Here is a 23,939-nt window from a genome sequence, read left to right on the forward strand (position 1 = left end):
ATACATATTGGATATTTTCCAGTTCAAAATTAAAAATTTATTTTAAATAAACACTATAAAATATATTATAATTTAAAAAACCTTCCACAGCTTATATATTCTTATTTCCAGCTATATTTTTATTTTATAAAATAACTACTCTACTGATAAAATATTGCCATCACTTCCAATAAATTAATACTATCATACATATATATCTTCAATAAAAATTATATTTGAACAAACTATTAACTAGGCTTACAATAAACGTTTACTTAATCTAAAATAAAAAATATTATAAAAATAGACCTAACTAATTAGTTAAGTCTATTTTGTAAACTTTTCCAGTATATTTTTTATAGAACTTTGTGAATATGTAAATTGTTCATAAGCCTTAATGTTTGAGTAATTATCTATAGTAATTCTATTTCCAGCAATTAAACTTATTCTATTATTTATTTCTGCATTATCTAACTGTATTGAATCAGTAGAATATATAAAAAATTGATTCTCTCCTGAACCCTCTAATAGAGAAATATATAGATTCCCCTGTAATGTTAATTTACCATTGCATAAAATTACATAATTATCATAGCTTGAATCAATTGCTATTACTGCTGCCGAGTAATTTTTCAATGTATCATCATTTAATTCACTTAATCTTGCAAATTCATACCCATTATTATTTATTAAAATAACATTATTTTTTGATACCCAGCTTTCTGCTTCTAGCCACTTAATTTCTTGTCCTAAGTCATACACATTTGCATCTCTTTGTCCAAACTTTAAATTTAATCCATCTACTCTCTTCATACCATTATTGATATTTTTAGTATTATAAACATAAGAATCATTAATTTTATCATCAGGTAAAAATTCATCTAATTGCTTGTCTGCATTAACAGTATTACTTTTAAGGACTCCTTTTATATTAAAAGTTGAATCTTCTAATATAACAAACGAATTATCACTAACATTGAAATTATTTGTATTTAATAAAGTAAGTCCTGAACTATTATTTAAAAATAGCTGTATCCTTTCTTCTTTTGTTAGATTATTTTCCAATTTCATTATTACTTTACTTTGCTTTATACAGTTATTATTATCTTTATGCGCTGTTGCACTTATAGTATAACTTTTATCTCCATTATTTTTTAATGTAATATTATAATTATAAAAATTCAGTTTATTTTCTTCATTAATATTATTTCTTTCATTAAAATTACTATCACTAATCTTCTTTTGTATATATTCATTTGGAATATCTTTACTACTTCCTGAGCTAATATTTTTATAATTTTTATCATTTATTAAATAATATTCTCCGATATTAAGTGCTGACATTGCTGCTGTTTCAATAGCTTCTTTCTTCATTTCTTCATTGTTTGTTTTACTTGTATTTACTATATACGAATAAACTGCTAATCCTGTTATAAGTAACGCTGTTAAGGTTAATAAAACTACTACTAGGGCTGATCCTCTTTTTTTCATAGTTTTCACTCTTTCCTATCTAAGCTTTATTTTATTAATATGATGTCTATTCAAAAAACTTTGAAATATAAAATTTAGTTGTATCTGTTTTACTATATTCCCCATTTATACTTAATGGTCCATAAATATAAACACTTCCTCCAGAAACTAAACTACTATTTCTACACTTAACTGAACTTAAATTTATATTTTTGCTTGTATATATTAACATATTATTTACTGTACAATTATCTAAGTTTATCGATAAATTAGTTAATAAGATATGACCATTATTTTCATCCCTTATTATAGCCAAAACATATTGACTTAATCCTCCATTTATTTCTTCAAAATTATTAAATAAATTAAATTGACCATTATTTTTAACTAAAATTATATTATAATTTCCCATTCTTTTAATGCAGGCCTTTATATAATTATCATAAATAGTATAATTAAAACCTTTTTTAAATTTCAAACTTAATTCTATGGAATTCATATTCCCATTATTCAAATTTTTAATATTATTTGTGGCTACAGTTCCCCAGAACTTACTATTATTTTGAACTATACTTTCAAATTTTCTATCACCGTCTTCACTTCCATTAGCTTCTCCACTAACGTAATAGGAAGAGTGCGTAAAATGAAGTGAAGAATTTAAAACAATATTATTACTATTTAAAAGAGTTATTCCTCCTATGCTATTATAAAAATCATCCAATGGTTTTGATGAATAAGGCTCTCCCCTCTGATTATTATCATCTTCTGAATTATTACTATCTTCCACAGTGACCACCCTATCATCAGTCTCATTTACTGAAAAATCATAATCTCGTATAACTTCCTTTTTAGTATATTGAATATAAAAATAATAAACATTATTGCTTTCATTTATATTAAATTTTGTTACATCATCACATAGTTTGTGATATGATAATATCTCTCCTTTAATATCTATCTTTCCTTGATTATTGTTATTAGCATCATAATTATACTCTACATCTTTTCCATTAACTTCAATCATATAAAAAGATCTCACCTTACCATTTCCAAATGAAACCAATATTTTTTCTTTATCACCTGTAATATTTTTCGTTGCTAAATAAGCTTTTTGCACAGAATAGCCATCTTTTTTTCCTTCATTAATAAAATTCATATTAGTACCTGCTTTTACATAGAAATTCCACCATTGTTTTGATTCATTATTATAAAAAAGATGAATATTCCCTCTATTTTTACTTATTGAGTCTTTAGTGACTTGATAAAAATTTCTATATTTATTTTCAATATCTCCGTTAATTTTTGTACTTTCTGCTCGCTTTATTCCTGTAACGTAAAGGCCTCCTATTGCAACTAAAATCACTGACATTATTGCCATAACGGCTATAAGTTCAACTAAAGTAAACCCTTTCTTCTTCATATATAACCTCCTCTCTAAAGGTTATTTATCAATATTATTTCCATCATCACTAATTGGTCTTATAATCATCTGCTGACTCATCACTTGAATACCTTTAGTATTTAAAGTTATATCATCACCACTTGGTACCCTTTGTCCATTTTCATAATAATAATATTGTGACTTATTTAATGGTATTATTGATAAAGTTACATTATATAATCCTTCTGTTTGCGATTTAGTATTTATATATACGATATATTTTATAGGATTATTTTTATCGCTATCTGATATATAGCTATCTCCTTTTAACATTTCACTTCCATTTTGTATATCATCAGTAAGCATTCTTTGTATAGAATATACATTGTTTAATTCAAACCTAACATTTTTACCATTTAAATAGTTTTTAAAAAATGTATTATCTTTGTTATATAATGTATCCCTTACACCTTGTATGATACTTGTTGATTTTATTGAATTATTAGTTGAATTTTCACTTTTCATAGCACTCATTATAAGACCACTAACACTAATAAAAAGAACTGTAAATATTGCAAGGGCTGCAACAATTTCTATTAAGCTTATTCCTTTCTTATTGGAAATAATTTTGTTTACCGTATGTTCCTTTATTAAAATCATACTTCTCATTCTCCTTATAATTTAAATTGTAATACTCTATATTAATTGTTGCTTGAAGTATGTTTTTTATATTTCCATTTTCATCTAAACTCGTCTTCTCTATTTTTAAATTATTTATATTTATTTTTCTTTTTGTCTTTTCTATTCTCTTTATAAAATCAACTAAGTTCTCAAAGCTACCAGTTACTTTAAAAATTGCACTATGAACTAATACATCATCCTTTTTCAATTTAGATTTATCAATCTTGTTACTTGTTTCATTAGAACTTGTACCATCTATTTCATTACTATTATTTTCTATATTGCTATTTAAATTTCTATCATTATCATCTACTTTTAATATTCTATCTTCATTTCCAAAACTAATATCTGTTAATTTTATATTAGTTTCATTTGAAATTGTTGTTAATTCATTGAGTATTTCTGCCTGTTTCTCAGTTCTTGATAACTCAGATAAAATTTTATTATAATCGTATGTAATATCATTTAATTTTATTTTTAATTCATCTTGCTTATTTATTCCATAGAGAGCGTCTGCTTTATTTTCATTAAGAGAAACTTCTTCTTTTTTTAAATTATTTTGTTTATTATTTAAAGGCCTTATTACTAATTCCTGTATTATAAGAAAAGTAAATATTAATAAGCTTGTAAATAAAAGTAACTTTTCTTTTCTCTTCAATCCCTTTAAATGTTTTATAAATTTATTACCTTCTTTACCTTTTTTACTTTTTCTCATCATTCTTTACTCCTTCTACTGAAATAGTAAACTTAACCTTAGTAATCACTTTTGGTTTTTCATTTATTGATTGGTTTCTTTTATCTTTATTATTATCATTAGAATTATTAGCTGTATTTTTATTATCACTACTATCTTTACTCTTTACATTATCATTTATCTTCAAGCTTTCCATATCATTATTTAATGTAATACTAATATCATTCATAGAAACAAGTCTTGCATTCTTATACATTTTGCTCATTTGTAAATTTGCTAAAAATACAGTTACTTCTTCTTCTTTATTTGCTATACCAGTCATATCAATTCCATTGGTAGTAAAACTTATATTTTCTAAAGATACATTTCTTGGGAAATATTTTTTTAATGTATTTATATATTCCCATGCAGAAATATCTCTATCTATTGTCTTAATTTTATTTATAAATTTCTCTTTATTTTTTATGTCATTAGATATGTTGTTGTAATCACTACCTGCTTCTTTATAATTACTTATCTCCGACTTTATAACTGCATTACTCTTCTCTAAAGCTTTATTATCATAATATATAACTCCTGCATTTATAAATAGTATAATAATTATTAATAAATAGATACATATTAATAGCTTTCCTATATCTTTTTTATTACCTTTTTCTATTGCTTTTGGATTAAGATTTAATTGCTTTCTCATATTAATATCTCCTTAAAAATAAACCATAAAGAGGTAAGAATCTTCCAAACTCTTTATTTGTATTTTTAACTTGAAGCCCTAACTCTTCTATGTTTCTTACTAATTTACTTTTTATTGAAAAATAATCTTCTATATATTCTGCAGCTACTTTGTTAAGCTCTAGGCTAGGTAATATTACAAGTCTATTTACGTTATTTTCATTTTTACCTGAATCATAAAACTTAATAGTCTTATATACTATAGATAATAAATTATCTATAGAGTCTTTTATTTTAGGACATTCTTCAAAAGTTTCTAATAAATCAAAGTTTTTTATGTATAATTTATTTGAATTGCTATAGCTATTTTTATCTCCACTAGACTTATAATCCGAGGAACATTTTTTATATTCTCTTATGATATTTTGAAATCCAAAAGGTATATTTCTTTCAAGCCTCATGATACCATCATTTATTATAGAAACAATACTAAAACTATATCCTAAATAAAATAATGCTATAGTTTTATTTTTGTATTCTAAATCACTATTAAGCAAAACTTTATTTATAGTATTGGTTAATACATCTATTACTTTCAACCTTTTACCTAAAGATTTACTTAATTCTACATATCCATCTATTTTACTTTTTATACATGCAGCAACTAATACATCTAGCTTTGGATTACGTGTTCCTTTTTCTTTTCCTACAATTTCATAATCTATATAGTAATCTTCACCATTTTGAACTAATTCTTTCACTTCAAATTCTATAGTTTCTCTTAAATTCTCACTATTCATATATGGTAATTGAATATGTCTTGTTATAACGTCACTTCCAAATATAACAAAAGATACTTCATCTTCATCTATATCATGTTCTAAAAAATATTTTAATAATAACTCTGATAATCTTGCTTCATCCTTTATAGTTCCCTCTACGCATATACCTTCTTCTATAGGAATGGAATCATATAATTTAATTTCATTTTTATTTCCTACCACTATATCTACAAACTCATCTTTAAAAGCCAAAACTATACTATTTTTCTTGCCTAATTTAAACATTTTATTCCTCCCATCATAATGTAGATAAATATATATTTAGTATATCTATACCCCATAATACCGAAATAAGTGTTCCTATTGAAATAAACGGAACAAAAGGTATTGCCATTTTTCTTTTTCCCATTAATAAAAGTACTATAGCAAAAACTCCTCCTATAACTATTGAGAAAAATATTGTGAGTCCCATTAATGTTGGAGTTAGATATAAAGCTATAAATAGATAAACTTCTAAGTCTCCTCCCCCAAACCCATCAAATCTCTTTGCTAGTAAATATATAATTCCTACTATAATAAGTGGTATAAGTATACTTATTACCCCCTCTATTATTGGTTTTCCATTTACTATTTCAATTATAGAAAATATAATTCCAAATAAAAATCCAAATAATGATACATTAAAATAGACTTCTTTAGTTTTGATATCTATAATCGTTGCTATTATAAGTATTGAAAAAAGAACTATATACTTAAATGTATTTATAGAAATACCAAATTTAATATACATAACTAAAAATGTAAATGCTGTAATTAATTCCACTAAAGGATATATAAAACTAATCCTTTCCTTACAGCCCTTGCATTTTCCCCCTAAAGCTATATAGCTTATTACAGGAATAAGTTCATATGCTTTAAGCTCTCTACTACAATTTGCACAATGTGATGGTGGAAACGCTATATTTTCTTCTCTTGGTATTCTATAAATGCATACATTAAAAAAACTTCCAAATACTAATCCAAATATAAAAAATATTAATCCTATCATTTGAATTCCTTTCTAATAAAATTTATTAAATGGTTTATTTTATTTAAATCCATCAAAGTTTCCTTTTTTATCTAATTTTATATTATTAGAGCTAGAATTTATTATCCTTTCTAACCATTCAATAGTTGCAGCTTTACCTACTAAGCTTGTTATATCTTTCTCTTTACTTGTCAAAAGATTGTTTTCTTCTAATACTTTTATTACGCCTTTTTTATCCTTCGAATTACTATAATTAAAAAGTGCCATATCTTTAAAAAGTGGAGTATCTTTATTATAGTCAAATCCAGCTGGTGGATATATATTATACTTTGTTGGAACTAATAACCCATTGTTATAAGCAGCTTCTGCTGCATTATATATAACTTTTGCTTCTGCTTTAACTGCTATCACCTTTGATTTTTCTACATATGATATTACTCTTGGTACTGCTATTACAGCTAATATTGCAAGTATTGCCATTGTAGCTATTAGTTCTATTAATGTAAAACCTTTCTTTTTCATAAATCGCCTCATCTTATTTTATAGGATTTCCATACCAATTGTTTAATGTTCCATCTTTATTTAAGACAATATCATTTGGATTAGCATCAATTACTTGTTTCAATGAACCTATATAATATGCAGCTCCAAGCATTCTATTATCTTTTTCAGCATTTACTTTACTTATTAAATCATGCTTTTGAAGAACATCAAGAACAGGTTCTGAACCATTTTTGCAATAATCCTTTTCAAATACTATCATATATTCAAACTTTGGAGTTTGCTTTTGAGTGCTACCATTGTTATAATCCCAGATATTATTACTTGTAGGAATTAATATACCCTCATTATAAGCTCGTTCTGCTGCATCATATATAACCTTAGCTTCTGTCTGTATTGCAACTTTTTTGGATCTATCTACATATGATATTACTCTTGGCACTGCTATTACAGCTAATATTGCAAGTATTGCTATTACTGCTATTAATTCTATTAGCGTAAAACCTTTCTTTTTCATAGACTCCTCTCCCATTTATATAATTCATTAAAAGGCTGCCATAGGACAGCCTTTTAATATTTTGAAACAATTTACTTTGCTGATGTTGAAGCCGGTTCGTATTTACCCGCTGTAATTGATCCACTTAGATTTTCTCCATTAAGAGAAAAAGTACTTGGATCTGTATTCATTAAAACTCTTAAATTACCTAAAGTTGTAGCTGGTCCAAGTTTAGTAACTGCATCACTTGGTAAATTACTTAATAAATTTTGTGCTTCAAGGCTACTAATTGCATTTGATACAGTAACTGCATCAAAGTTTCCATTAGTTACAAGTAAAGTTGCATTATTTCCAACGCTTCCATCTGTAGCTGTTTTTAATCTTCCATCATTATATGCGGCTTCTGCAGCATTATATATTGTTGTTGCAGTTGTTTGTATAGCAACTTTCTTTGATTTATCTACATATGATATTACTCTTGGCACTGCTATTACTGCTAATACTGCAAGTATTGCTATTACTGCTATTAATTCTATTAGCGTAAAACCTTTCTTTTTCTTCTTAACAAGTTTATTCATAACTTATTCCTCCTCAAAACGTTATTATATTTTATATAAAACCTTATTAGGTTTATAAACTTTATTGAACAGCATCATACATTGAAAACATTGGTAATAATAATGATATTACAATGAATCCAACTAATACTGCTAAAATTACAATCATTATCGGCTCAACTAAACTTGATAATTTCTCTAATGCAAAATTTGCTTCTGAATCATAAAATTCTGAGGCCTTTACTAATATTTCATCAACTGTTCCCGATTCTTCTCCAACCTTTATAGATTGAATAAGCATCTTTGGAAACACATTTCCACTTTCTAAGCTTTCAGAAATGCTTGACCCATCATTTATTAAATTTTTACTTTCAATCAGTTTTGTACTTAAATACGAATTTCCTATAACATCTGCACTTATTTCCATACACCTTACTGCGCTTATTCCTCCCGCAAATAATATCGAAAAAGTCCTTGCAAATCTAGATGTATATATTTGCATTGTCATATTTTTTATAAGCTTAAACTTTACTATAAATTTATCTATAAAAAGTCTATATACTATGCTTTTATCTAATACAGTTCTTTTTATTAGAACCAGTCCAACTACCACCAATATAATATATATCCATTTTGATTTCATAAACTCACTTATATTAATAATTATTTGAGTTGGTAGTGGTAATTTTTGATTTGCAGATATCAAGTTTTGAACAAATACCGGAACTACAAAAGTAACTAACCCACAAACTACTAATATAGAAAATATAAATAAAAATTTAGGATATATCATAGCATTTTTTATTTTCTTTTCCTGCTTATATTGATTATCATAATAGTCAGCAAGGCTTCCCATTACATCGTCTATTTTTCCAGTCTCTTCTCCAACTTCAATCATATATATAAAAAGATTCGGTAAATCCTTGTATTTTTTAAAAGCCTCTGAAAGCAACTTTCCTTTCTCAATATCACTAAAAACATTATTTAATATATTCTTTAGTTTCTTATTTTCAACTTGATTTTTTACTATCTCTATACTTTTAAATACTGTTATTCCTGATGATAATGAAAAATACATTTGCCTACAAAATATAGAAATATCTTTTTTAGGTATTTTCATTAACATACTAAGATCTATGTTAAGTGATTTCCCTTCAGTATCATATTTAGCTAGAAAAAAGCCTTTTTGCTTTAATACTTTTCTAAGCTCGTCTAAATTTTCTACGTCAAGTTTTCCTTTTAACATTTTACCTTCAAGGTTTTTTGCTTCATATTTATATAAAGGCATATTTTCTACTCCTTTATCCCTCTATTAAAGTTATTCTCATCAATTCATTCATACTGCTTGTACCTTTTTTTACAACCTCTACTCCACTTTCAAATAAAGTCTTCATTCCATTTTTCTTTGCTTTATCACTTATTTCATAGAAGTTTGCACTTTTTGATATTAATTCTCTTATATTTTGTTTTACTTCCATAATCTCAAATATTCCTGTTCTTCCCTTATATCCAGTCCCTGAACATTTAAGACATCCAACGGGTCTATATAACTTAATATTCTCTTCTTTACTAATACCTAAAATTTCTTTTTCGTAATTATTTGCTAAGTATTCTTCTTTACAATTATTGCAAAGTTTTCTCATTAATCTTTGAGCAACTACCCCAGTTAAAGATGCTGCAATTAAATATGAAGGTATCCCCATATCCATAAGTCTTACTATAGCTGATGGTGCATCATTTGTGTGTAATGTACTTAAAACTTTATGACCTGTTATAGCTGATCTTATTGCCATAGTAGCTGTTTCTTCATCCCTTATTTCACCAACCATTATTATATCTGGATCCTGTCTTAAAATTGCTCTAAGACCTGAATTAAATGTAAGGCCAGCTTTACTATTTACATTTACTTGTACTATTCCATCCATGGTATATTCAACAGGATCCTCTAATGTAATAACATTATTTTCTTCATTCTTCATATCTTTAAGTATTGAATATAGTGTTGATGTTTTACCACTACCTGTTGGTCCTGTAACTAAAAACATTCCATATGATTTATTGGTTATATCATTTATAATTTCTATTTCTTCACTTGTAAATCCTAAATTTTCCTTTGAAAATTCAAAAGAATTTTTATCTAATATTCTAATAACTAAATTCTCTCCATTTACAGATGGTAATATTGATACTCTTAAATCTATTTCTCTCTTATCAATCTTAATTACTATTTTTCCATCTTGTGGTGCTCTTCTTTCAGCAATATCCATACCACTTAATAACTTTATCCTCGTAACCATAGAATTTAATGGCTCTTTTGGAGCTTCAAATTGTTTTCTAAGCTTACCATCTATTCTATATCTTATTATTATTTTATTTTGTTGTGGTTCTATATGTATATCACTTGCATGATTTTTTATTGCATTTTCTATAATTCTATCTATAAGTCTAACTGATGGAGAATCATTTTTATTATCCACTATAAGGTTTTCATCTATTTTTTCATCTATTTCTTCATTTAATTTAGCTTCAGTTTTTGTTATGTAATCTTTTGAATAATATTTTGCAATGGCATCTACAATTTCCTCTTCCATTGCTATTCCAATATCTATTTTATACCCAGACGATAATGCTACGTCTTCTTCTGCAAAAACATTAAGTGGATCTGACATAGCCACAATAAGTCTTCCATTCCTAAACTTTATTGGTATTAGATTATACTTTTTAGCTAGTCCTTCCGATATTGTTGATACTGCATTCATATCCACATCTATAAGATCTAAATTTATTCTAGGTATTCCAAGTTGAAGTTCTAATATATTTAATAATCCTTCTTCTGTTATATATCCTAAATCCACAAAAATTCTACCAAGTCTTTTCCCTGTAGTTTTCTGTATTTTTACAGCCTCATTAACTTGTTCTTCTGTTATATATCCAAGTTCAACTAAAAGATCACCTAATCTTTTTTTCTTATTCATATAATCACCTTAAATTCCATAAATTCAACATTATTATACAATATTTATAATAGATTATTACTACTTTCTCCCTATGTATATTTAAATTTACAATTAGTTCATCGTTTTTTTAAAATACTTAATTTTAATTTAACTTTTTATAATATAAAAGGTGTAGAAAATTAATTTTCTACACCTTTTATTAATAATTAATAAGCAATTATTTCTATACCATCTTCTGTAACTAAAATTGTATGTTCCCATTGTGATGATAATGATCCATCTTCTGTTATTGCAGTCCAATCATTATCTTCATCAACAAACACTCCATAATCACCTTGGTTTATCATTGGTTCTATAGTGAATGTCATTCCTGGTACTAGTACCATACCTTCTCCTCTATCACCAACATGTGCAACAAATGGATCTTCATGGAACTCTACTCCAACTCCGTGTCCACCAAAGTCTCTAACAACAGAATATCCATTTTTCTCGGCATGCTCTTGAACTGCTGCTCCAATATCACCTAAGAATCCCCAAGGCTTAACAGCCTCAATTCCTTTTTGAAGACATTCTCTTGATACTTCAACTAATCTTTTAGCTTCTTCTGAAGCATTTCCTATAATAAATATTCTTGATGCATCTGAATAATATCCATCTTTTATTGTTGATACATCAACATTTATAATATCACCATCTCTTAAAATTATACTTTCATCAGGTATTCCATGGCATACTTCTTCATTTATTGAAGTACAAACACTCTTTGGAAATCCACCATAGTTTAGAGGGGCAGGTATAGCTCCTTGACTTACTGTATAATCATATACAATCTTATCTATCTCTTCAGTACTCATACCCTCTTTTATTTTTTCTGAAACAAGGTCTAATACTGAATTATTAATCTTTGCACTTCTTCTTATTCCTTCTATTTGTTCTTCATTCTTTATAATTTTTTTAGGAGGCATTAAAAATCCTTGTCTTTTTAAAGAATCATACTTTTCATCAAAGTCAGCATGACATTTCTTATACTTCTTTCCACTGCCACACCAGCAATCATCATTTCTATTTATTTTCATCTTTTTACCTCTTTCCTTATCTTTCAAAATAATCTCTTATCCTATATTATATCCATTTCAAATAAATTTTTCAAAATTAATATAATTTAAATTGAAGAAAAGAATTTATAGTTATATAATTATATTTATAGGATCGTTTTCATAAGATTAACTATCGTTTCAAAATACAATTCAAAGTGGATCTAATTTAATTAAAGTATACTAAATTAATTATATCATTTAATTAAACATGACCATTTAATGTGAAAATATAAAAGTAGTAATTACTAACTCTATATTTTTAAATGCAAAAGAAAGGATGCTCTAATAGCATCCTTTTTAATTATTCTAATTCGTTATTATATTGTTGATTGAATACACTCTCTTTATCTAATTCTAGTTCAGCACATGCTTGTTCAAAGCTACATCCATTCTCGTCCATGTACCTTGCTACATAACTATCGATATTTGGTATTAAGTTAGTATGCATAATTGTTTGCCCCTCCTTTTTATTTAAATACTGAACATTATTGTTCCCTGATAAAAGATTTATATTCTTAATGTAAACATTTAATTACATTATACAGTAAATATTTTGAATATTCACTATTTTTTCTAAAAAATTATATTTTTATCATTATATGTTTAAAATATCACTTTTTAGAAATACTAAATAATTGAAGTTAGTTCATGTTAAGTTAATATTTATTAATTATTATTTAGTCATCAAACTAATTTAGGAGGATCAATAAATGAGTAAAAAAGCAAAAACAATTATAATAACTGTAATATGTACTATTGCAATATTAGGAGCTGGTGCTGCTTTTACAATTTCAAAAGCAAAAGAAAAAATAGAGCAAAATGTTGATGTTTATCAAACAGCAACTGTAAGTAAAGGTGAATTAAAGGTTTCTGTATCATCATCTGGTATGGTAGTTCCTGAAAATAAAATTAAACCTGATTATGATAATTTAGAGTTTGAACTTACTGTTGATGAAATTGATGTAGTTAATCTAAAAAAAGGTCAAACTGTAAATATTGATATAAACGCATTTCCTGATAAAAAATTCAAAGGAAAAATAGAAAGTATAGCTGATGCTGGCAACACTGTAAATGGAGTTACTACATATAGTGTTATCGTATCGTTTGATAAAAGTATAAATGGCCTTAAAGCTGGTATGACTGGTACTGGAACAATAACCACTGAAAAGAAAGATAATATTTTATATATTCCAATTGAAGCAATAAATCAAAATGATTCTGGAGAAAATTACGTTATAATTCCTTCAACTAAAGAAGAAAAGATAGTTAAAACAGGAATCCATAATGATGACTCTATCCAAATCACAGAAGGTCTTTCTTCAGGGGACGAGGTGCAACTTCCTACATTAGTAAAGAAGCAAACTAATGGCTTCCCTCCAATGATGAATAGTTCAAAATAATCTTTAGGAGGATATTAATTATGAAGCAATATGTTATTGATATAAAGAATGCTTGTAAAAGCTATACTATGGGGGATGAACATCTTCAAGTGTTAAATAATATTTCTCTTAAAGTAAAAAAAGGAGAATTTGTTGCAATTGTAGGGCCCTCTGGTTCTGGTAAATCTACTTTCATGAACTTTATAGGATGTTTAGATAAAGTAGATACAGGAGTATATCTTCTAGATGGAGAAGATGTAAGAACACTAAATGATAATAAATTATCTGAAATAAGAAATAAAAAAATCGGATTTATATTTCAACAATTTAATCTCTTAAGTAAGTTATCTGCTCTTGAGAATGTTGAACTACCACTTATCTATAGAGGTATGTCTTCATCTGAAAGAAAAAAACGTTCAATGGAAGCTTTAGAGAAAGTCGGATTAGCTGATAGAAGAAACCATCTTCCTACGCAATTATCAGGAGGACAGCAGCAAAGGGTTGCCATAGCACGTGCCATTGTAACTGATCCTGAAATTCTCCTTTGTGATGAGCCTACCGGAGCTTTAGATACAAAAACAAGTAAAGAGATTATGTCACTTATAAAAGATTTAAATGATGAAGGAAGAACCATTGTAATGATAACTCACGACCTTGGTGTTGCAGATCAAGCAAAAAGAATAATCAGAATTAAAGATGGAACATTATACGAGGAAAGGGCGTGATTATATGGGTATAATACAAAGCTTTAAATTAGCTTTTAAACAACTTCTATCAAATAAGATGCGTTCAATACTTACAATGCTTGGAATAATTATTGGAGTACTTTCAGTAACTCTTCTAGTATCTGTTGCAAATTCAATGACTGAAAGCGTAAACTCTCAAATGACAGATTTAGGATCTAACCTAATAAGTGTTATGGTTACTTCAAAGGATCCAACTGATAAATTATCTTATGATGACTCAAAAAAGTTTAAAGAAATACCGAACATAGACAAAATGTCTGCTGATGTCAACGGCAATATAGATTTAAGATATGGTGATAATAACAAAATGGTTTCCATCACTGGAACAGATAATAATTTTATTTCTTTAGAAAATAAAAAGTTAGAAGATGGTAGATTTATTCTTCCTATAGATGTTGAATATAGTGATAAAATCGTTGTGCTTGGTAATACCATTGCTACTGATATATTTGGATTTGAAAATCCTATAGGTAAATATGTAAGATTAAATGGTATTAAATATAAGGTAGTTGGTATATTAGCTAAAGATGGCTCTGCTTTAAATTCAACAGACAACAAAATTTATGCACCTATAACTTCAGTTCAAAGACTTATAAAAAATACATCAGTCTCAACTATGTACTTAAAGGTTAAAGATACTGAAAATATAGATAATACTATGACTGCTATCGAAAGAAAACTAGATAGAACTTTTGATATTAAAAATTCTGATAAAGATAAAACTAAACCTTATACTATAATAAATCAGCAGCAAATATTAGATACAATAAAAACAATGCAAGGTACAATGACAACAACTGTTGGTGTTATTGCAGGTATATCATTATTAGTTGGTGGTATCGGAATAATGAATATAATGCTTGTATCAGTTACTGAAAGAACAAGAGAGATTGGTATAAGAAAAGCACTTGGTGCAAAGAGAAAAGATATTTTAATTCAATTCTTAATTGAATCTATAGTAATAAGTTTAATAGGTGGAATAATTGGTGCTATCCTTGGAATATTAGGCTCTATGGCATTTAATTCGGTGCTTGGTGTAACATCTGGCATTTCATGGGGAGTTGTATTCTTTGGTCTTGGCTTCTCAATATTTATAGGTGTAGTATTTGGACTTATGCCTGCAAATAAAGCCTCAAAGCTTCTTCCAATTGACGCGCTACGTTCAGAATAGAATATTATATTTAAAACCTTAAAAGGACTTTATTATATCAAACTAATATATATTTATACACTTATATTAGGAAATTTGATATGATATAGTCCTTTTATTTAAGCTCTTAATAATATATACTAAAAATTATTACTGCATATTAGGAGAAGATTTAATGATTAATATTTTGGTTGTAGATGATGATAAAAATATACGTACACTTTTAAACGAAGTACTTAAAAGAGAAAATTATACTGTAATATTATGCTCTGATGGACAAGAAGCCTTAGATGTTATAGAAAATAATCAGATAAGTATAGCAATAATAGATATAATGATGCCCCTAGTAAATGGCTTAGAAGTCACTAAGCATATAAAAGATATACTTGATATACCTGTTTTACTTTTAACTGCTAAGGGTGAACTTAATGATAAAATAGATGGATTTAATAAAGGTGCTGATGATTATCTAGTTAAACCATTTGAAGTTCCTGAACTTTTGCTAAGAATTAAAGCACTTCTTAGAAGGTATAAAAAAATATCTAAAGATATAATATCTTATTGTGATCTTCTTATTAATTTTAAAGAATGCTCTGTAAAAATAAATAATACTCTAATAGACTTTCCTCTCAAGGAATTTCAATTGTTATTTAAATTAAGTAGTTTTCCAAACAAAGTTTTTACAAGAAATGAACTTATAGAAGATATTTGGGGAATTGATTATGAAGGTGATGATAGAACAGTTGATGTTCATATAAAAAGAATAAGAGAAAAGTTAGTTTCTAATAACAGTTTAGCTAAAATCACAACTATACGAGGTCTTGGATATAAAATTGAAGGAGAATAATATATGAAAAAGTCTATATATTTTAAGTTAGTAAGCATTTTCTTTTGTGTAATTATATCTAGTATAATACTTTCTTTTTTTATAACATCGTTTATTTACTCATTTAAAATAAAAAACACCTTACAAAAAACTTTAAATAATACAATTGAAAATATAGAATCATTATATAAAAATAATAATAAGTCTTCTATAAATTCAATAATTAATATGGATATATTTCATATATCTAATATATCTATTTATGATAAAGATGGCTTAGTTGATGAATTTTCAAAAGATAATTCTCATGTTAACATTCCTAAAGATGAAGTCTTAGAAGTTTTAAATGGTAAAAATAATAATTCAGATATAAATTCTAGCACTTATCTAGACTCTTCAAATAAATATTTTGCATCGTCTTTTAAGTTTAATGATAAGACTTATGCATTATTTATTAAACCTATTAATTTATTTAATGCTCTTGGAATTCATAAATGGATGTTTTTAAACCTATGTATAGTTTTACTTCTTGGTACAATTTCTTATATGATAGTTGCTAAAAATATTGTTAAACCTATAAAGGCAATAACATTGGCATCAAAATATATAAGTAAAGGTAGTTATGATATTCAGGTTCAAAATCGTAGAAAAGATGAACTTGGTGAACTTATAAATACATTTAATTACATGATTTCTGAGCTTAATAAAACTGAAACCATGAGACAAGAGTTCGTATCTTCTGTTTCTCATGAAATCAGAACTCCCCTTACTACTATAAAAGGATTTTCAACACTTCTATCTTATGAGTTAAATATAGAAGATAGAAAATATTACTCTGATATTATTAATGAAGAAACAAGTAGATTAAGCTTACTTAGTGAAAATCTTTTAAGATTATCATCATTAGATAACATATATGACAATATAAAAAAAGATGATTTCTTTATTGATGAAGAGATACGAAAAAGTATTTTATCTTTAGAAAGTAAATGGTCTAGCAAAAATATCACCTTTGAACTTAATCTTCCGAAAGCTAATATTACTGGCGATAAAGACCTACTCTTTCATGTATGGACTAACCTTATTGAAAATGCTATTAAATTTTCAAATGAAGGTTCTATAATAAATATTTCTTTAGAAGAGACTACTGAATATATTAATATTATTTTTAAAGATTATGGAATTGGAATTGCTAATGAACATATTAATAGAATCTTCGAAAGATTTTATAAAAGTGATTCTTCAAGAAATACAAATGGAACTGGACTTGGGCTTTCTATAGTTTCAAAAATCATATCTATTCATGATGGAGAGATTAACGTTAAAAGTGAATTAAATAAAGGAACTACCTTTATCATAAAACTTCCAATTCAGTATAAAAATCTTAAAGAGATAAATTAATTAATTTATCTCTTCTTATTGTTTTATTAGAATGGGAATAGAAACCATAGAATAGCCTCTATGAGCTCTATAAAAAAATTTTTTACACTCTTTATATTCTCTTTTGGTCCGCTTATCTTTAGTTTCATCCTTTAATTCCCCCTTATAAGGTTTTAATAAATTTATTAATTCTATATACTTACCTTACCATAAAATCTATCCATTATTATACATAAAACATATTATTTACATATATTTTAATTTATTGTATTAATAAATATATTAAATACTCCTATTTAATATATTTCTTTATATTTTCTAATACCTTTTTTCCATCCATCGTTCCAAATATTTTCATATCAATTTCTTTGCATGGAATATTATATTTTTCTAATTCTTCTTCTGCCGCCTTTTTATACATTCCTGAAGTAGCACCTCCAGCACAACAAATATAAACTATCATGGATTCCATTCATATTTTTAAAATTAATTTATAAAAATAAGCACTAATTATAAAAATTAGTGCTTATAAACTACTATATTAAATATTTAATTTATATTTAAATTTCCATCCTCTAATACCTCAACATTTACGATAGTATCATCATTTTCATTTACTATAACTATTTCTTTTTTCCCATTCTCTTCTTTTAAATTTCCTAAAAATGATCTTAATTTCCATCCATTACTTAATTTTATTTCTCTCATATATTTAACACCCTAAAATATTTATTAGCTACTATATTTACAAACTTTTCCCATAAGTGCTATGAATATTATAATATACGTTGTTAAAATAATCCATAATTAATTTTATTTTTCTATTATCATAGTCCATTTGTCTATGTCCTTAAAACCTAGTTTTTTATAAAGCTTTCCTGCTATAGGGTTATCATAAAATAGACATAGAGTTTTTCCTTCTTTTAGCATATCTTTACACAGTTTACTTAAACATTTAGTCACTAACCCTCTATTTCTATATTCTTCTTTTGTTGCAACAGCTACAATCATTCCAGACTTTGAATTTTCTGCAGTAGTTTGAACATTTGCAATAATAGTCTTTTGTTCATTCTCAATATAATATGTCCTACCTGATTTGCTTCTCATATTCTCTAAAAATTGTTCTTCTGAAATTCCTGATATATCGCTAAACTCTTTTATTCCATTGATAAAATCACATATTCTTTTTGAATCATTGTCTGTTGCTACCTTTATACTGTCATCATATCCTTTTAATCCACTTTCATCCTTAAGTTCACAAAAATTTGTTTCTTTAATTTCAAATTCTTTAAAAACGTTTTTGAAATCGTCTATAATACTAGATTTACCTGATATAACCTTATTTCTACAATCATTACACCTTATGATATTTTTAAAGCATTCAACATCACTATCAAACTTGTCATAATATGCAATATAATTTTCATAGTACTTTAAGAAAACTCCCTTTAATTTATTTTCTTCATTAAAACTTCCCCATACGGTCATAAAATTTTTTTCAAATCCATGATTTTCAATATCTCCTATAATAAATAAATTTATAGAAGCTTCTCTATATAAAAACTTTAAAGTGATATTTCTATCATCCTCATTCAATTTTCTTATCATATCTATACCTCCTAATATATTTAATTTTCTTATTATTTTTATTTTATCATTACCATTTACTAATTAACACAATTTTCCATGTACTATCTCCCTTTTTTTATTAAAAAATGAAGCATTATTATAATATAAAATTTGTCCATAGGTAGAATACTACTACTGTAATGAATTTTAAGGAGATGATTTTATGAAGTATCAGAATGAAAGAATCTACTCAAAAACAAATTATAATTCTAATGGATCAAAACATCCACAACATTGGTCAAAGAATACATTCACAACAACTACGAAGCAACCAGGAATAAATGAAAGTGGAATTGACGCTAAAAACCGAGGTTTTTAAAAAATAATAAAACACCACTATTTAAAATAGTGGTGTTTTATTATTTTAAACTATATATATTAAATTTCCATTTCCATTCTTCTATTTCTTGTAATCATACCTAACGATTCATAGAAATATCTTGCATCTTCATTAAATTCCCATACAGTTAACTGTAATGAAGATAAACCTAATTTCTTAGCATATGCTTTTATATAACTAAATAAAGTTTTTCCTATTCCTCTTCTTTTATAATTTGATTTCACACAAAATTCTTCAATGTATCCATAATATTTATTTTTTGTTAATAACAAACATTTATTATTTATAATATTTAAAATGCTATATGCGACTATCTCATTGTTACATAAATTTATTGCTATAAATATATCAGTAGTTCTACACCTTAATAATTCGTAAAATTCATTTATTGTGATCGGATCTTCTGTAAAATTATATAAATCTGGTCTTGCTTTAGCATGTATATCATTTATTTCTACTACAAGACCCTTAATCTCTTCAAAATCTTCTTCCTTAGCTTTTCTAATCTTTATCATATAATCTATTCCTCCCATAGAATTGAGTCTATAAATACTATGTTTTAATAATAGAAAATATAAATAAGTTTGTAGAAAATATTTTTATATAAACTAAAAACTTTAGAAATATAAATCTAAAGTAAATACCAATATTAATTTATATAAAATAAATGGAGCCTAGCGACCGGCGAAAGTCACACTAGGCTCCGTAATTAGCACTATACGTACCAACTGCTCATTTAATATAACATTAATATACTATTTTTGCAACATTTTTTTATTTATTTCTTTAAAATTGTTGTTATTTTACACTAACATTATAATTATACCATACTATTCCATATATTATAACACTATAATATATACAATATATAGTATATAATGGAATAAAAGGAGTGATTTGCTATGAAAAAACTTCTTAATAATATTTTTGTAATATTAATTTTATTTACTATAGCTTTATTTTTAGTTCCTACTTTATATCGTTTAAAAGGTTTTAATAACTCATTAATGGATGGTCCAATTATATTTTATACATCTATTTTATTTGTACTATTCTTATCTTTAAAAGGAGTTTTATCATTAATCGAAGCTCGTAAAAAACATACTAATTAAAAAAATTAAATCTACCATAAAAACTAGTAGCATATTTATAAAGAGATAGTTGAACTTTCAACTATCTCTTTATACTTACTAATTATTTTTTATATCTTTTTGCATATCCACATCTTTTACATAAATCTTCTACTGCACACCTTCTTGAAAAACCATCATATAGATTTATCGCTCTATCGCCATTTAATATATTTTCTAGATCTTCTTTAAATATATTTCCAAGTTCTATATTTCCTTCACTATCTAAACAGCAGGGAACTACTGTTCCATCTACTAAAACTCCCATTTGATCTCTTAACCCATAGCAAAACATTTCACAATCCGTACTAAGTTTATCTATATCCGGCCATTCAAACTTTTCAGCCATATTTAAATAAACTCTATCCCAAAGTTTTATTCCTCTAGTATTCTTAAGGGATTCCTTTAAATCTATTTCAAGTCCTAATTTTGATTCTATCATATTTATTATATCTTTATTGTACTTATTACTTCCTCTTAGCTCATCACTATCCATATTCCAAAGCCTTGTTGATGTAATAACCTTACTCTTTTCCCTTGCCTCTAATATAAAACTCATTACATTATCTATATATTCTTCTAAAGATATCTTATTATCATTTGCTTCGAAGCTATGAAGAGATATATTAACCTGTCTAAGCGCCTTTGATTCTAGTAATATATCTTTAACATTATTTATTAATGTCCCATTTGTAGTTATATTTACTTTTAATCCATTTTCATAACTTATTTCTAAAAATCTTTTTAAATTAGGATTTAAGAATGGTTCACCCATTAAATGAAAATATATATAATCAGTGTATGGCTTTACCTGCTTTATCACTTTAACAAAGGCCTCTTCATCCATAAACTGCAATTTTCTACTTGTCTTTGGACAAAAATTACAGTTCAAATTACATATATTAGTTATCTCTATGTATACTTTTTTAAATCTTTTCATACGTATTCTCCTAGTTTTAATAATTTAAACTTCTATTAACCATTATATTTTATTTTAAGGTTATTTAACAGATTAAAATTTTTATATAATAAAATCATTTAAATTCTTATAAAAAATATTATAATTCATAATAAATTAAAAGCAATCTAGATATTTTATTCTAGATTGCTTTTAAATCTTCCGCTCTTCTTCTTCTAACATAATTTTTCTTTAAACTTACTATACCACCGTTTTACCGATGCCCTTTCTCCAATATTTATTCTTTTATAAACTATATTTAAAGGTAATACCTTGTTATCATTTACTTCCAAGAATATTGTCTTCCCATCATTTTCTTCCCATACGCCACCAATATTTTTACTAATAACTTCTCCAAGATATCCACCAAATGTCATAGATAAATCTAATATTCTATCGTTATCAAATTGAGTATTTTCATTTGCTTTATGAAATACTTCTAATATATCATCTAGCCATACTAAGCTATCTTCTGAAAAGTCAAGTTTTACGCCTAAGTTATCTTTTGAAAAAATTACTGCTCTAAGGGATGCTTCTTTAAAAATTCTTTCTAATCTCTCCATATTTATGAATACACCTTCTTCCTCATATGCTTAAAGGAGGAAACCTTAAAAGAAATATGACCTTTTAAGATGCCCTCCCTAATAATAAGTATATTCATTTATATTGATTAAGTACCATATATTATATATTTAATAACTTAAAAACCTTTTTTTAAAAGAATATCTTTTACTTTTCCCTTAAGTTCATCCTGTTCTATATCATACTTTTTAAACCTATCTGATGACTTTTCTATAAATGTTTGTAATGAAGTTGCAACTGCCTGTACATTTTCTAACCCTTCTTTACTTCCATCTTCTTTAACTTTACTAAGATAATCTTGCAAATCTTCTGGTGTATTAGCTTTCATTTCATCACATAATGAAACTATAGCATTTTTACACTTTGTTCTAGCCGCTAATTTTTCATCACTTTGATCCATCGAATACGCTAATTCACTACTTATATTACTGAACTGAAGACTTAACTGCGCTTCAGTCTGTGCCATTAAAGTTACATATTTAGGTCTATTGATGTATCTATCATACATTTTATATCCTAATATACTCAATAACGTACCTATTATTAATATAATTATTGCTATTAAAATTAACTTTTTATTCTTTGTAAGTTTTCTTTTATTATTATTTTCTATTATTTTTTCTTCCATTATTTCTCCCTATTATGTGAATTTATCTTATTTAACTACATTTATACTATTCTTCTTCCAGTATTACCTTAAAATAAAACATGGTTATACTCTCACAATAATATGGTGTTAGCCATAAAAAACCTATTCCGAATGATAAAATCGATAGAATGGCCCATCCTATAAATGAAAGTTGTAGCTTAAATAATCTCCACTTTTTACCTCTCATCAGTACTATTGAGTCTCCTAAACTCTTAAATATACTATTACCTTCAACAATTAAAAATGGTACAGCAAAATAAAATAATACTATAATTGTGATTACAATCATGCTTACTATAAATATAATTACTAAGTAAGGTATAATAGCTTGTATACTAAATAACTTATTAAAATCAAGTGCTATAAACCCTAAAGTTCCTATAATTAATAAACAAAACATTAGTAAATAAATTATGAAAATAATTGCAAATAGCATAAATTCCATTCCAAAATATCTTAAAAAGACTTTTATATTAGGAAACCCTTTTTCTACATTAATTTCCTTAGTCTTATAAAAATTTATATAAAATGCTTTACTAAAAGTTCCTAGAATTGAACTTATTGCTAAACTAATTAAAGATCCTAAATAAACTTCATTAGTAAAATGCTTAACAACAAATACTATTATAAAAATTACTAAAGTAATTAATGCTAGCTTAAGCCACTTCCCCCTTAAATCTAATCTAGATTGCTCTCTTATTTCTTTACTTATCATTAGTTATCCCCCTATTTTATATTTCTTAAAAAATCCTTTTACATTATACATTTTTCTATAAAAATAAGCAAATTATTCCATAATGAAAATATTTATTCACTATATATAACAAAAGCTACACCTTAAAGTGAGATGGCTAAAATAGGTTTATATATTGCTTT

At 26.0% G+C, this 23,939-nt stretch carries 29 protein-coding genes; 7 read left to right on the top strand and 22 right to left on the bottom strand.

All coding sequences use genetic code 11. The features are described from left to right. Window positions 1–306: 306 nt before the first annotated feature. The 14 genes from K5V21_RS02905 to K5V21_RS02970 all read right to left on the bottom strand — a co-directional run bounded on the left by K5V21_RS02905 (window position 307) and on the right by K5V21_RS02970 (window position 12,742). Window positions 307–1,470: a hypothetical protein gene (locus tag K5V21_RS02905; protein WP_221858975.1), complete on the bottom strand. Its 1,164-nt coding sequence runs from the start codon at window positions 1,468–1,470 to the stop codon at window positions 307–309. Between the two features lie 46 nt (window positions 1,471–1,516). After that, window positions 1,517–2,869, bottom strand: a complete 1,353-nt coding sequence (locus tag K5V21_RS02910; protein ID WP_221858977.1) for a type II secretion system protein — start codon at window positions 2,867–2,869, stop codon at window positions 1,517–1,519. A 21-nt stretch (window positions 2,870–2,890) separates the two neighbouring features. After that, window positions 2,891–3,490: a prepilin-type N-terminal cleavage/methylation domain-containing protein gene (locus K5V21_RS02915; protein WP_221858979.1), complete on the bottom strand. Its 600-nt coding sequence runs from the start codon at window positions 3,488–3,490 to the stop codon at window positions 2,891–2,893. Next, window positions 3,444–4,229: a hypothetical protein gene (locus K5V21_RS02920; RefSeq protein ID WP_221858981.1), complete on the bottom strand. Its 786-nt coding sequence runs from the start codon at window positions 4,227–4,229 to the stop codon at window positions 3,444–3,446. The genes K5V21_RS02915 and K5V21_RS02920 overlap by 47 nt, the downstream gene beginning before the upstream one ends. Then, window positions 4,213–4,899, bottom strand: coding sequence for a PilN domain-containing protein (locus tag K5V21_RS02925; RefSeq protein ID WP_221858983.1), 687 nt, complete (start codon window positions 4,897–4,899; stop codon window positions 4,213–4,215). The genes K5V21_RS02920 and K5V21_RS02925 overlap by 17 nt, the downstream gene beginning before the upstream one ends. Before the next feature lies 1 nt (window position 4,900). Continuing rightward, window positions 4,901–5,944: a pilus assembly protein PilM gene (gene pilM / locus K5V21_RS02930; protein WP_221858985.1), complete on the bottom strand. Its 1,044-nt coding sequence runs from the start codon at window positions 5,942–5,944 to the stop codon at window positions 4,901–4,903. Window positions 5,945–5,957: 13 nt separating this feature from the next. Next, window positions 5,958–6,707, bottom strand: a complete 750-nt coding sequence (locus K5V21_RS02935) for a prepilin peptidase (RefSeq protein WP_221858988.1) — start codon at window positions 6,705–6,707, stop codon at window positions 5,958–5,960. A 39-nt stretch (window positions 6,708–6,746) separates the two neighbouring features. Then, window positions 6,747–7,208, bottom strand: coding sequence for a type IV pilin protein (locus K5V21_RS02940; protein WP_245000618.1), 462 nt, complete (start codon window positions 7,206–7,208; stop codon window positions 6,747–6,749). A 13-nt stretch (window positions 7,209–7,221) separates the two neighbouring features. Continuing rightward, entirely contained in the window at window positions 7,222–7,704 is a 483-nt protein-coding gene (locus tag K5V21_RS19490) for a type II secretion system protein (RefSeq protein WP_221858992.1), read from the bottom strand. A gap of 71 nt (window positions 7,705–7,775) precedes the next feature. Continuing rightward, entirely contained in the window at window positions 7,776–8,261 is a 486-nt protein-coding gene (locus tag K5V21_RS19320) for a type IV pilin protein (protein ID WP_245000619.1), read from the bottom strand. 61 nt (window positions 8,262–8,322) lie between these two features. Next, window positions 8,323–9,528: a type II secretion system F family protein gene (locus tag K5V21_RS02955; protein ID WP_221858994.1), complete on the bottom strand. Its 1,206-nt coding sequence runs from the start codon at window positions 9,526–9,528 to the stop codon at window positions 8,323–8,325. 13 nt (window positions 9,529–9,541) lie between these two features. Beyond that, entirely contained in the window at window positions 9,542–11,215 is a 1,674-nt protein-coding gene (locus tag K5V21_RS02960) for a GspE/PulE family protein (RefSeq protein WP_221858995.1), read from the bottom strand. Window positions 11,216–11,403: 188 nt separating this feature from the next. Further along, window positions 11,404–12,273, bottom strand: coding sequence for a methionyl aminopeptidase (locus tag K5V21_RS02965; protein ID WP_221858998.1), 870 nt, complete (start codon window positions 12,271–12,273; stop codon window positions 11,404–11,406). A 322-nt stretch (window positions 12,274–12,595) separates the two neighbouring features. Continuing rightward, window positions 12,596–12,742, bottom strand: a complete 147-nt coding sequence (locus tag K5V21_RS02970; RefSeq protein ID WP_221858999.1) for a hypothetical protein — start codon at window positions 12,740–12,742, stop codon at window positions 12,596–12,598. 262 nt (window positions 12,743–13,004) lie between these two features. On the opposite strand from K5V21_RS02970, the gene K5V21_RS02975 reads away from it, so the two are divergent. From K5V21_RS02975 to K5V21_RS02995, 5 genes are all read left to right on the top strand, one after another. Continuing rightward, a complete protein-coding gene (locus tag K5V21_RS02975; protein WP_221859001.1) occupies window positions 13,005–13,694 on the top strand; it encodes an efflux RND transporter periplasmic adaptor subunit in 690 nt (229 codons plus the stop codon). A gap of 20 nt (window positions 13,695–13,714) precedes the next feature. Continuing rightward, on the top strand, window positions 13,715–14,398 hold the full coding sequence (locus tag K5V21_RS02980) for an ABC transporter ATP-binding protein (protein WP_221859003.1): 684 nt from the start codon (window positions 13,715–13,717) through the stop codon (window positions 14,396–14,398). Between the two features lie 4 nt (window positions 14,399–14,402). Then, the gene (locus K5V21_RS02985; protein WP_221859005.1) at window positions 14,403–15,590 is read left to right on the top strand and encodes an ABC transporter permease; all 1,188 of its coding nucleotides are present in this window, start codon (window positions 14,403–14,405) and stop codon (window positions 15,588–15,590) included. Between the two features lie 154 nt (window positions 15,591–15,744). Next, window positions 15,745–16,416, top strand: coding sequence for a response regulator transcription factor (locus tag K5V21_RS02990; RefSeq protein WP_221859007.1), 672 nt, complete (start codon window positions 15,745–15,747; stop codon window positions 16,414–16,416). A 3-nt stretch (window positions 16,417–16,419) separates the two neighbouring features. Continuing rightward, on the top strand, window positions 16,420–17,796 hold the full coding sequence (locus tag K5V21_RS02995; protein WP_221859009.1) for a HAMP domain-containing sensor histidine kinase: 1,377 nt from the start codon (window positions 16,420–16,422) through the stop codon (window positions 17,794–17,796). Window positions 17,797–18,067: 271 nt separating this feature from the next. On the opposite strand, the gene K5V21_RS03000 is transcribed toward K5V21_RS02995, so the two are convergent. From K5V21_RS03000 to K5V21_RS03010, 3 genes are all read right to left on the bottom strand, one after another. Then, a complete protein-coding gene (locus tag K5V21_RS03000; protein WP_221859011.1) occupies window positions 18,068–18,238 on the bottom strand; it encodes a hypothetical protein in 171 nt (56 codons plus the stop codon). 86 nt (window positions 18,239–18,324) lie between these two features. Further along, on the bottom strand, window positions 18,325–18,483 hold the full coding sequence (locus K5V21_RS03005; protein WP_221859013.1) for a hypothetical protein: 159 nt from the start codon (window positions 18,481–18,483) through the stop codon (window positions 18,325–18,327). Window positions 18,484–18,588: 105 nt separating this feature from the next. Beyond that, window positions 18,589–19,383 carry a GNAT family N-acetyltransferase gene (locus tag K5V21_RS03010; RefSeq protein WP_221859016.1) on the bottom strand — a complete coding sequence of 265 codons (795 nt, stop codon included), beginning with the start codon at window positions 19,381–19,383 and terminating at the stop codon, window positions 18,589–18,591. 184 nt (window positions 19,384–19,567) lie between these two features. Here K5V21_RS03010 and K5V21_RS03015 point away from each other — a divergent pair, with 184 nt between their 5' ends. Next, window positions 19,568–19,723, top strand: a complete 156-nt coding sequence (locus K5V21_RS03015; protein WP_204594550.1) for a hypothetical protein — start codon at window positions 19,568–19,570, stop codon at window positions 19,721–19,723. A gap of 59 nt (window positions 19,724–19,782) precedes the next feature. Here the strand turns inward: K5V21_RS03015 and K5V21_RS03020 are convergent, their stop codons facing one another. Then, the gene (locus tag K5V21_RS03020) at window positions 19,783–20,259 is read right to left on the bottom strand and encodes a GNAT family N-acetyltransferase (RefSeq protein ID WP_221859018.1); all 477 of its coding nucleotides are present in this window, start codon (window positions 20,257–20,259) and stop codon (window positions 19,783–19,785) included. A 387-nt stretch (window positions 20,260–20,646) separates the two neighbouring features. On the opposite strand from K5V21_RS03020, the gene K5V21_RS03025 reads away from it, so the two are divergent. Continuing rightward, window positions 20,647–20,856 (top strand): hypothetical protein, encoded by a 210-nt coding sequence (locus K5V21_RS03025; RefSeq protein ID WP_204594548.1) that lies wholly within the window; start codon window positions 20,647–20,649, stop codon window positions 20,854–20,856. Between the two features lie 82 nt (window positions 20,857–20,938). On the opposite strand, the gene K5V21_RS03030 is transcribed toward K5V21_RS03025, so the two are convergent. The 4 genes from K5V21_RS03030 to K5V21_RS03045 form a co-directional block, all read right to left on the bottom strand. Then, on the bottom strand, window positions 20,939–21,814 hold the full coding sequence (locus K5V21_RS03030; protein WP_221859020.1) for a radical SAM/SPASM domain-containing protein: 876 nt from the start codon (window positions 21,812–21,814) through the stop codon (window positions 20,939–20,941). A gap of 194 nt (window positions 21,815–22,008) precedes the next feature. Continuing rightward, the gene (locus tag K5V21_RS03035) at window positions 22,009–22,395 is read right to left on the bottom strand and encodes a hypothetical protein (protein WP_204594546.1); all 387 of its coding nucleotides are present in this window, start codon (window positions 22,393–22,395) and stop codon (window positions 22,009–22,011) included. Between the two features lie 137 nt (window positions 22,396–22,532). Then, complete coding sequence (locus K5V21_RS03040; protein ID WP_221859022.1) at window positions 22,533–23,042, bottom strand: hypothetical protein; 510 nt, start codon at window positions 23,040–23,042, stop codon at window positions 22,533–22,535. 46 nt (window positions 23,043–23,088) lie between these two features. Continuing rightward, a complete protein-coding gene (locus K5V21_RS03045) occupies window positions 23,089–23,778 on the bottom strand; it encodes a DUF975 family protein (protein ID WP_221859024.1) in 690 nt (229 codons plus the stop codon). Window positions 23,779–23,939 lie beyond the last annotated feature (161 nt).

The sequence above is a fragment of the Clostridium sardiniense genome (assembly GCF_019753795.1).
In the GTDB taxonomy this organism is placed as follows: Bacteria; Bacillota; Clostridia; order Clostridiales; family Clostridiaceae; genus Clostridium; species Clostridium sardiniense.

Excerpts from the sequence above, each read along its gene's own strand:
- K5V21_RS02905 (WP_221858975.1), bottom strand. The coding sequence starts at position 1,470 with ATGAAAAAAAGAGGATCAGCCCTAGTAGTAGTTTTATTAACCTTAACA.
- K5V21_RS02910 (WP_221858977.1), bottom strand. The coding sequence starts at position 2,869 with ATGAAGAAGAAAGGGTTTACTTTAGTTGAACTTATAGCCGTTATGGCA.
- K5V21_RS02915 (WP_221858979.1), bottom strand. The coding sequence starts at position 3,490 with ATGATTTTAATAAAGGAACATACGGTAAACAAAATTATTTCCAATAAG.
- K5V21_RS02920 (WP_221858981.1), bottom strand. The coding sequence starts at position 4,229 with ATGATGAGAAAAAGTAAAAAAGGTAAAGAAGGTAATAAATTTATAAAA.
- K5V21_RS02925 (WP_221858983.1), bottom strand. The coding sequence starts at position 4,899 with ATGAGAAAGCAATTAAATCTTAATCCAAAAGCAATAGAAAAAGGTAAT.
- pilM (WP_221858985.1), bottom strand. The coding sequence starts at position 5,944 with ATGTTTAAATTAGGCAAGAAAAATAGTATAGTTTTGGCTTTTAAAGAT.
- K5V21_RS02935 (WP_221858988.1), bottom strand. The coding sequence starts at position 6,707 with ATGATAGGATTAATATTTTTTATATTTGGATTAGTATTTGGAAGTTTT.
- K5V21_RS02940 (WP_245000618.1), bottom strand. The coding sequence starts at position 7,208 with ATGAAAAAGAAAGGTTTTACATTAATAGAACTAATAGCTACAATGGCA.
- K5V21_RS19490 (WP_221858992.1), bottom strand. The coding sequence starts at position 7,704 with ATGAAAAAGAAAGGTTTTACGCTAATAGAATTAATAGCAGTAATAGCA.
- K5V21_RS19320 (WP_245000619.1), bottom strand. The coding sequence starts at position 8,261 with ATGAATAAACTTGTTAAGAAGAAAAAGAAAGGTTTTACGCTAATAGAA.
- K5V21_RS02955 (WP_221858994.1), bottom strand. The coding sequence starts at position 9,528 with ATGCCTTTATATAAATATGAAGCAAAAAACCTTGAAGGTAAAATGTTA.
- K5V21_RS02960 (WP_221858995.1), bottom strand. The coding sequence starts at position 11,215 with ATGAATAAGAAAAAAAGATTAGGTGATCTTTTAGTTGAACTTGGATAT.
- K5V21_RS02965 (WP_221858998.1), bottom strand. The coding sequence starts at position 12,273 with ATGAAAATAAATAGAAATGATGATTGCTGGTGTGGCAGTGGAAAGAAG.
- K5V21_RS02970 (WP_221858999.1), bottom strand. The coding sequence starts at position 12,742 with ATGCATACTAACTTAATACCAAATATCGATAGTTATGTAGCAAGGTAC.
- K5V21_RS02975 (WP_221859001.1), top strand. The coding sequence starts at position 13,005 with ATGAGTAAAAAAGCAAAAACAATTATAATAACTGTAATATGTACTATT.
- K5V21_RS02980 (WP_221859003.1), top strand. The coding sequence starts at position 13,715 with ATGAAGCAATATGTTATTGATATAAAGAATGCTTGTAAAAGCTATACT.
- K5V21_RS02985 (WP_221859005.1), top strand. The coding sequence starts at position 14,403 with ATGGGTATAATACAAAGCTTTAAATTAGCTTTTAAACAACTTCTATCA.
- K5V21_RS02990 (WP_221859007.1), top strand. The coding sequence starts at position 15,745 with ATGATTAATATTTTGGTTGTAGATGATGATAAAAATATACGTACACTT.
- K5V21_RS02995 (WP_221859009.1), top strand. The coding sequence starts at position 16,420 with ATGAAAAAGTCTATATATTTTAAGTTAGTAAGCATTTTCTTTTGTGTA.
- K5V21_RS03000 (WP_221859011.1), bottom strand. The coding sequence starts at position 18,238 with ATGATAGTTTATATTTGTTGTGCTGGAGGTGCTACTTCAGGAATGTAT.
- K5V21_RS03005 (WP_221859013.1), bottom strand. The coding sequence starts at position 18,483 with ATGAGAGAAATAAAATTAAGTAATGGATGGAAATTAAGATCATTTTTA.
- K5V21_RS03010 (WP_221859016.1), bottom strand. The coding sequence starts at position 19,383 with ATGATAAGAAAATTGAATGAGGATGATAGAAATATCACTTTAAAGTTT.
- K5V21_RS03015 (WP_204594550.1), top strand. The coding sequence starts at position 19,568 with ATGAAGTATCAGAATGAAAGAATCTACTCAAAAACAAATTATAATTCT.
- K5V21_RS03020 (WP_221859018.1), bottom strand. The coding sequence starts at position 20,259 with ATGATAAAGATTAGAAAAGCTAAGGAAGAAGATTTTGAAGAGATTAAG.
- K5V21_RS03025 (WP_204594548.1), top strand. The coding sequence starts at position 20,647 with ATGAAAAAACTTCTTAATAATATTTTTGTAATATTAATTTTATTTACT.
- K5V21_RS03030 (WP_221859020.1), bottom strand. The coding sequence starts at position 21,814 with ATGAAAAGATTTAAAAAAGTATACATAGAGATAACTAATATATGTAAT.
- K5V21_RS03035 (WP_204594546.1), bottom strand. The coding sequence starts at position 22,395 with ATGGAGAGATTAGAAAGAATTTTTAAAGAAGCATCCCTTAGAGCAGTA.
- K5V21_RS03040 (WP_221859022.1), bottom strand. The coding sequence starts at position 23,042 with ATGGAAGAAAAAATAATAGAAAATAATAATAAAAGAAAACTTACAAAG.
- K5V21_RS03045 (WP_221859024.1), bottom strand. The coding sequence starts at position 23,778 with ATGATAAGTAAAGAAATAAGAGAGCAATCTAGATTAGATTTAAGGGGG.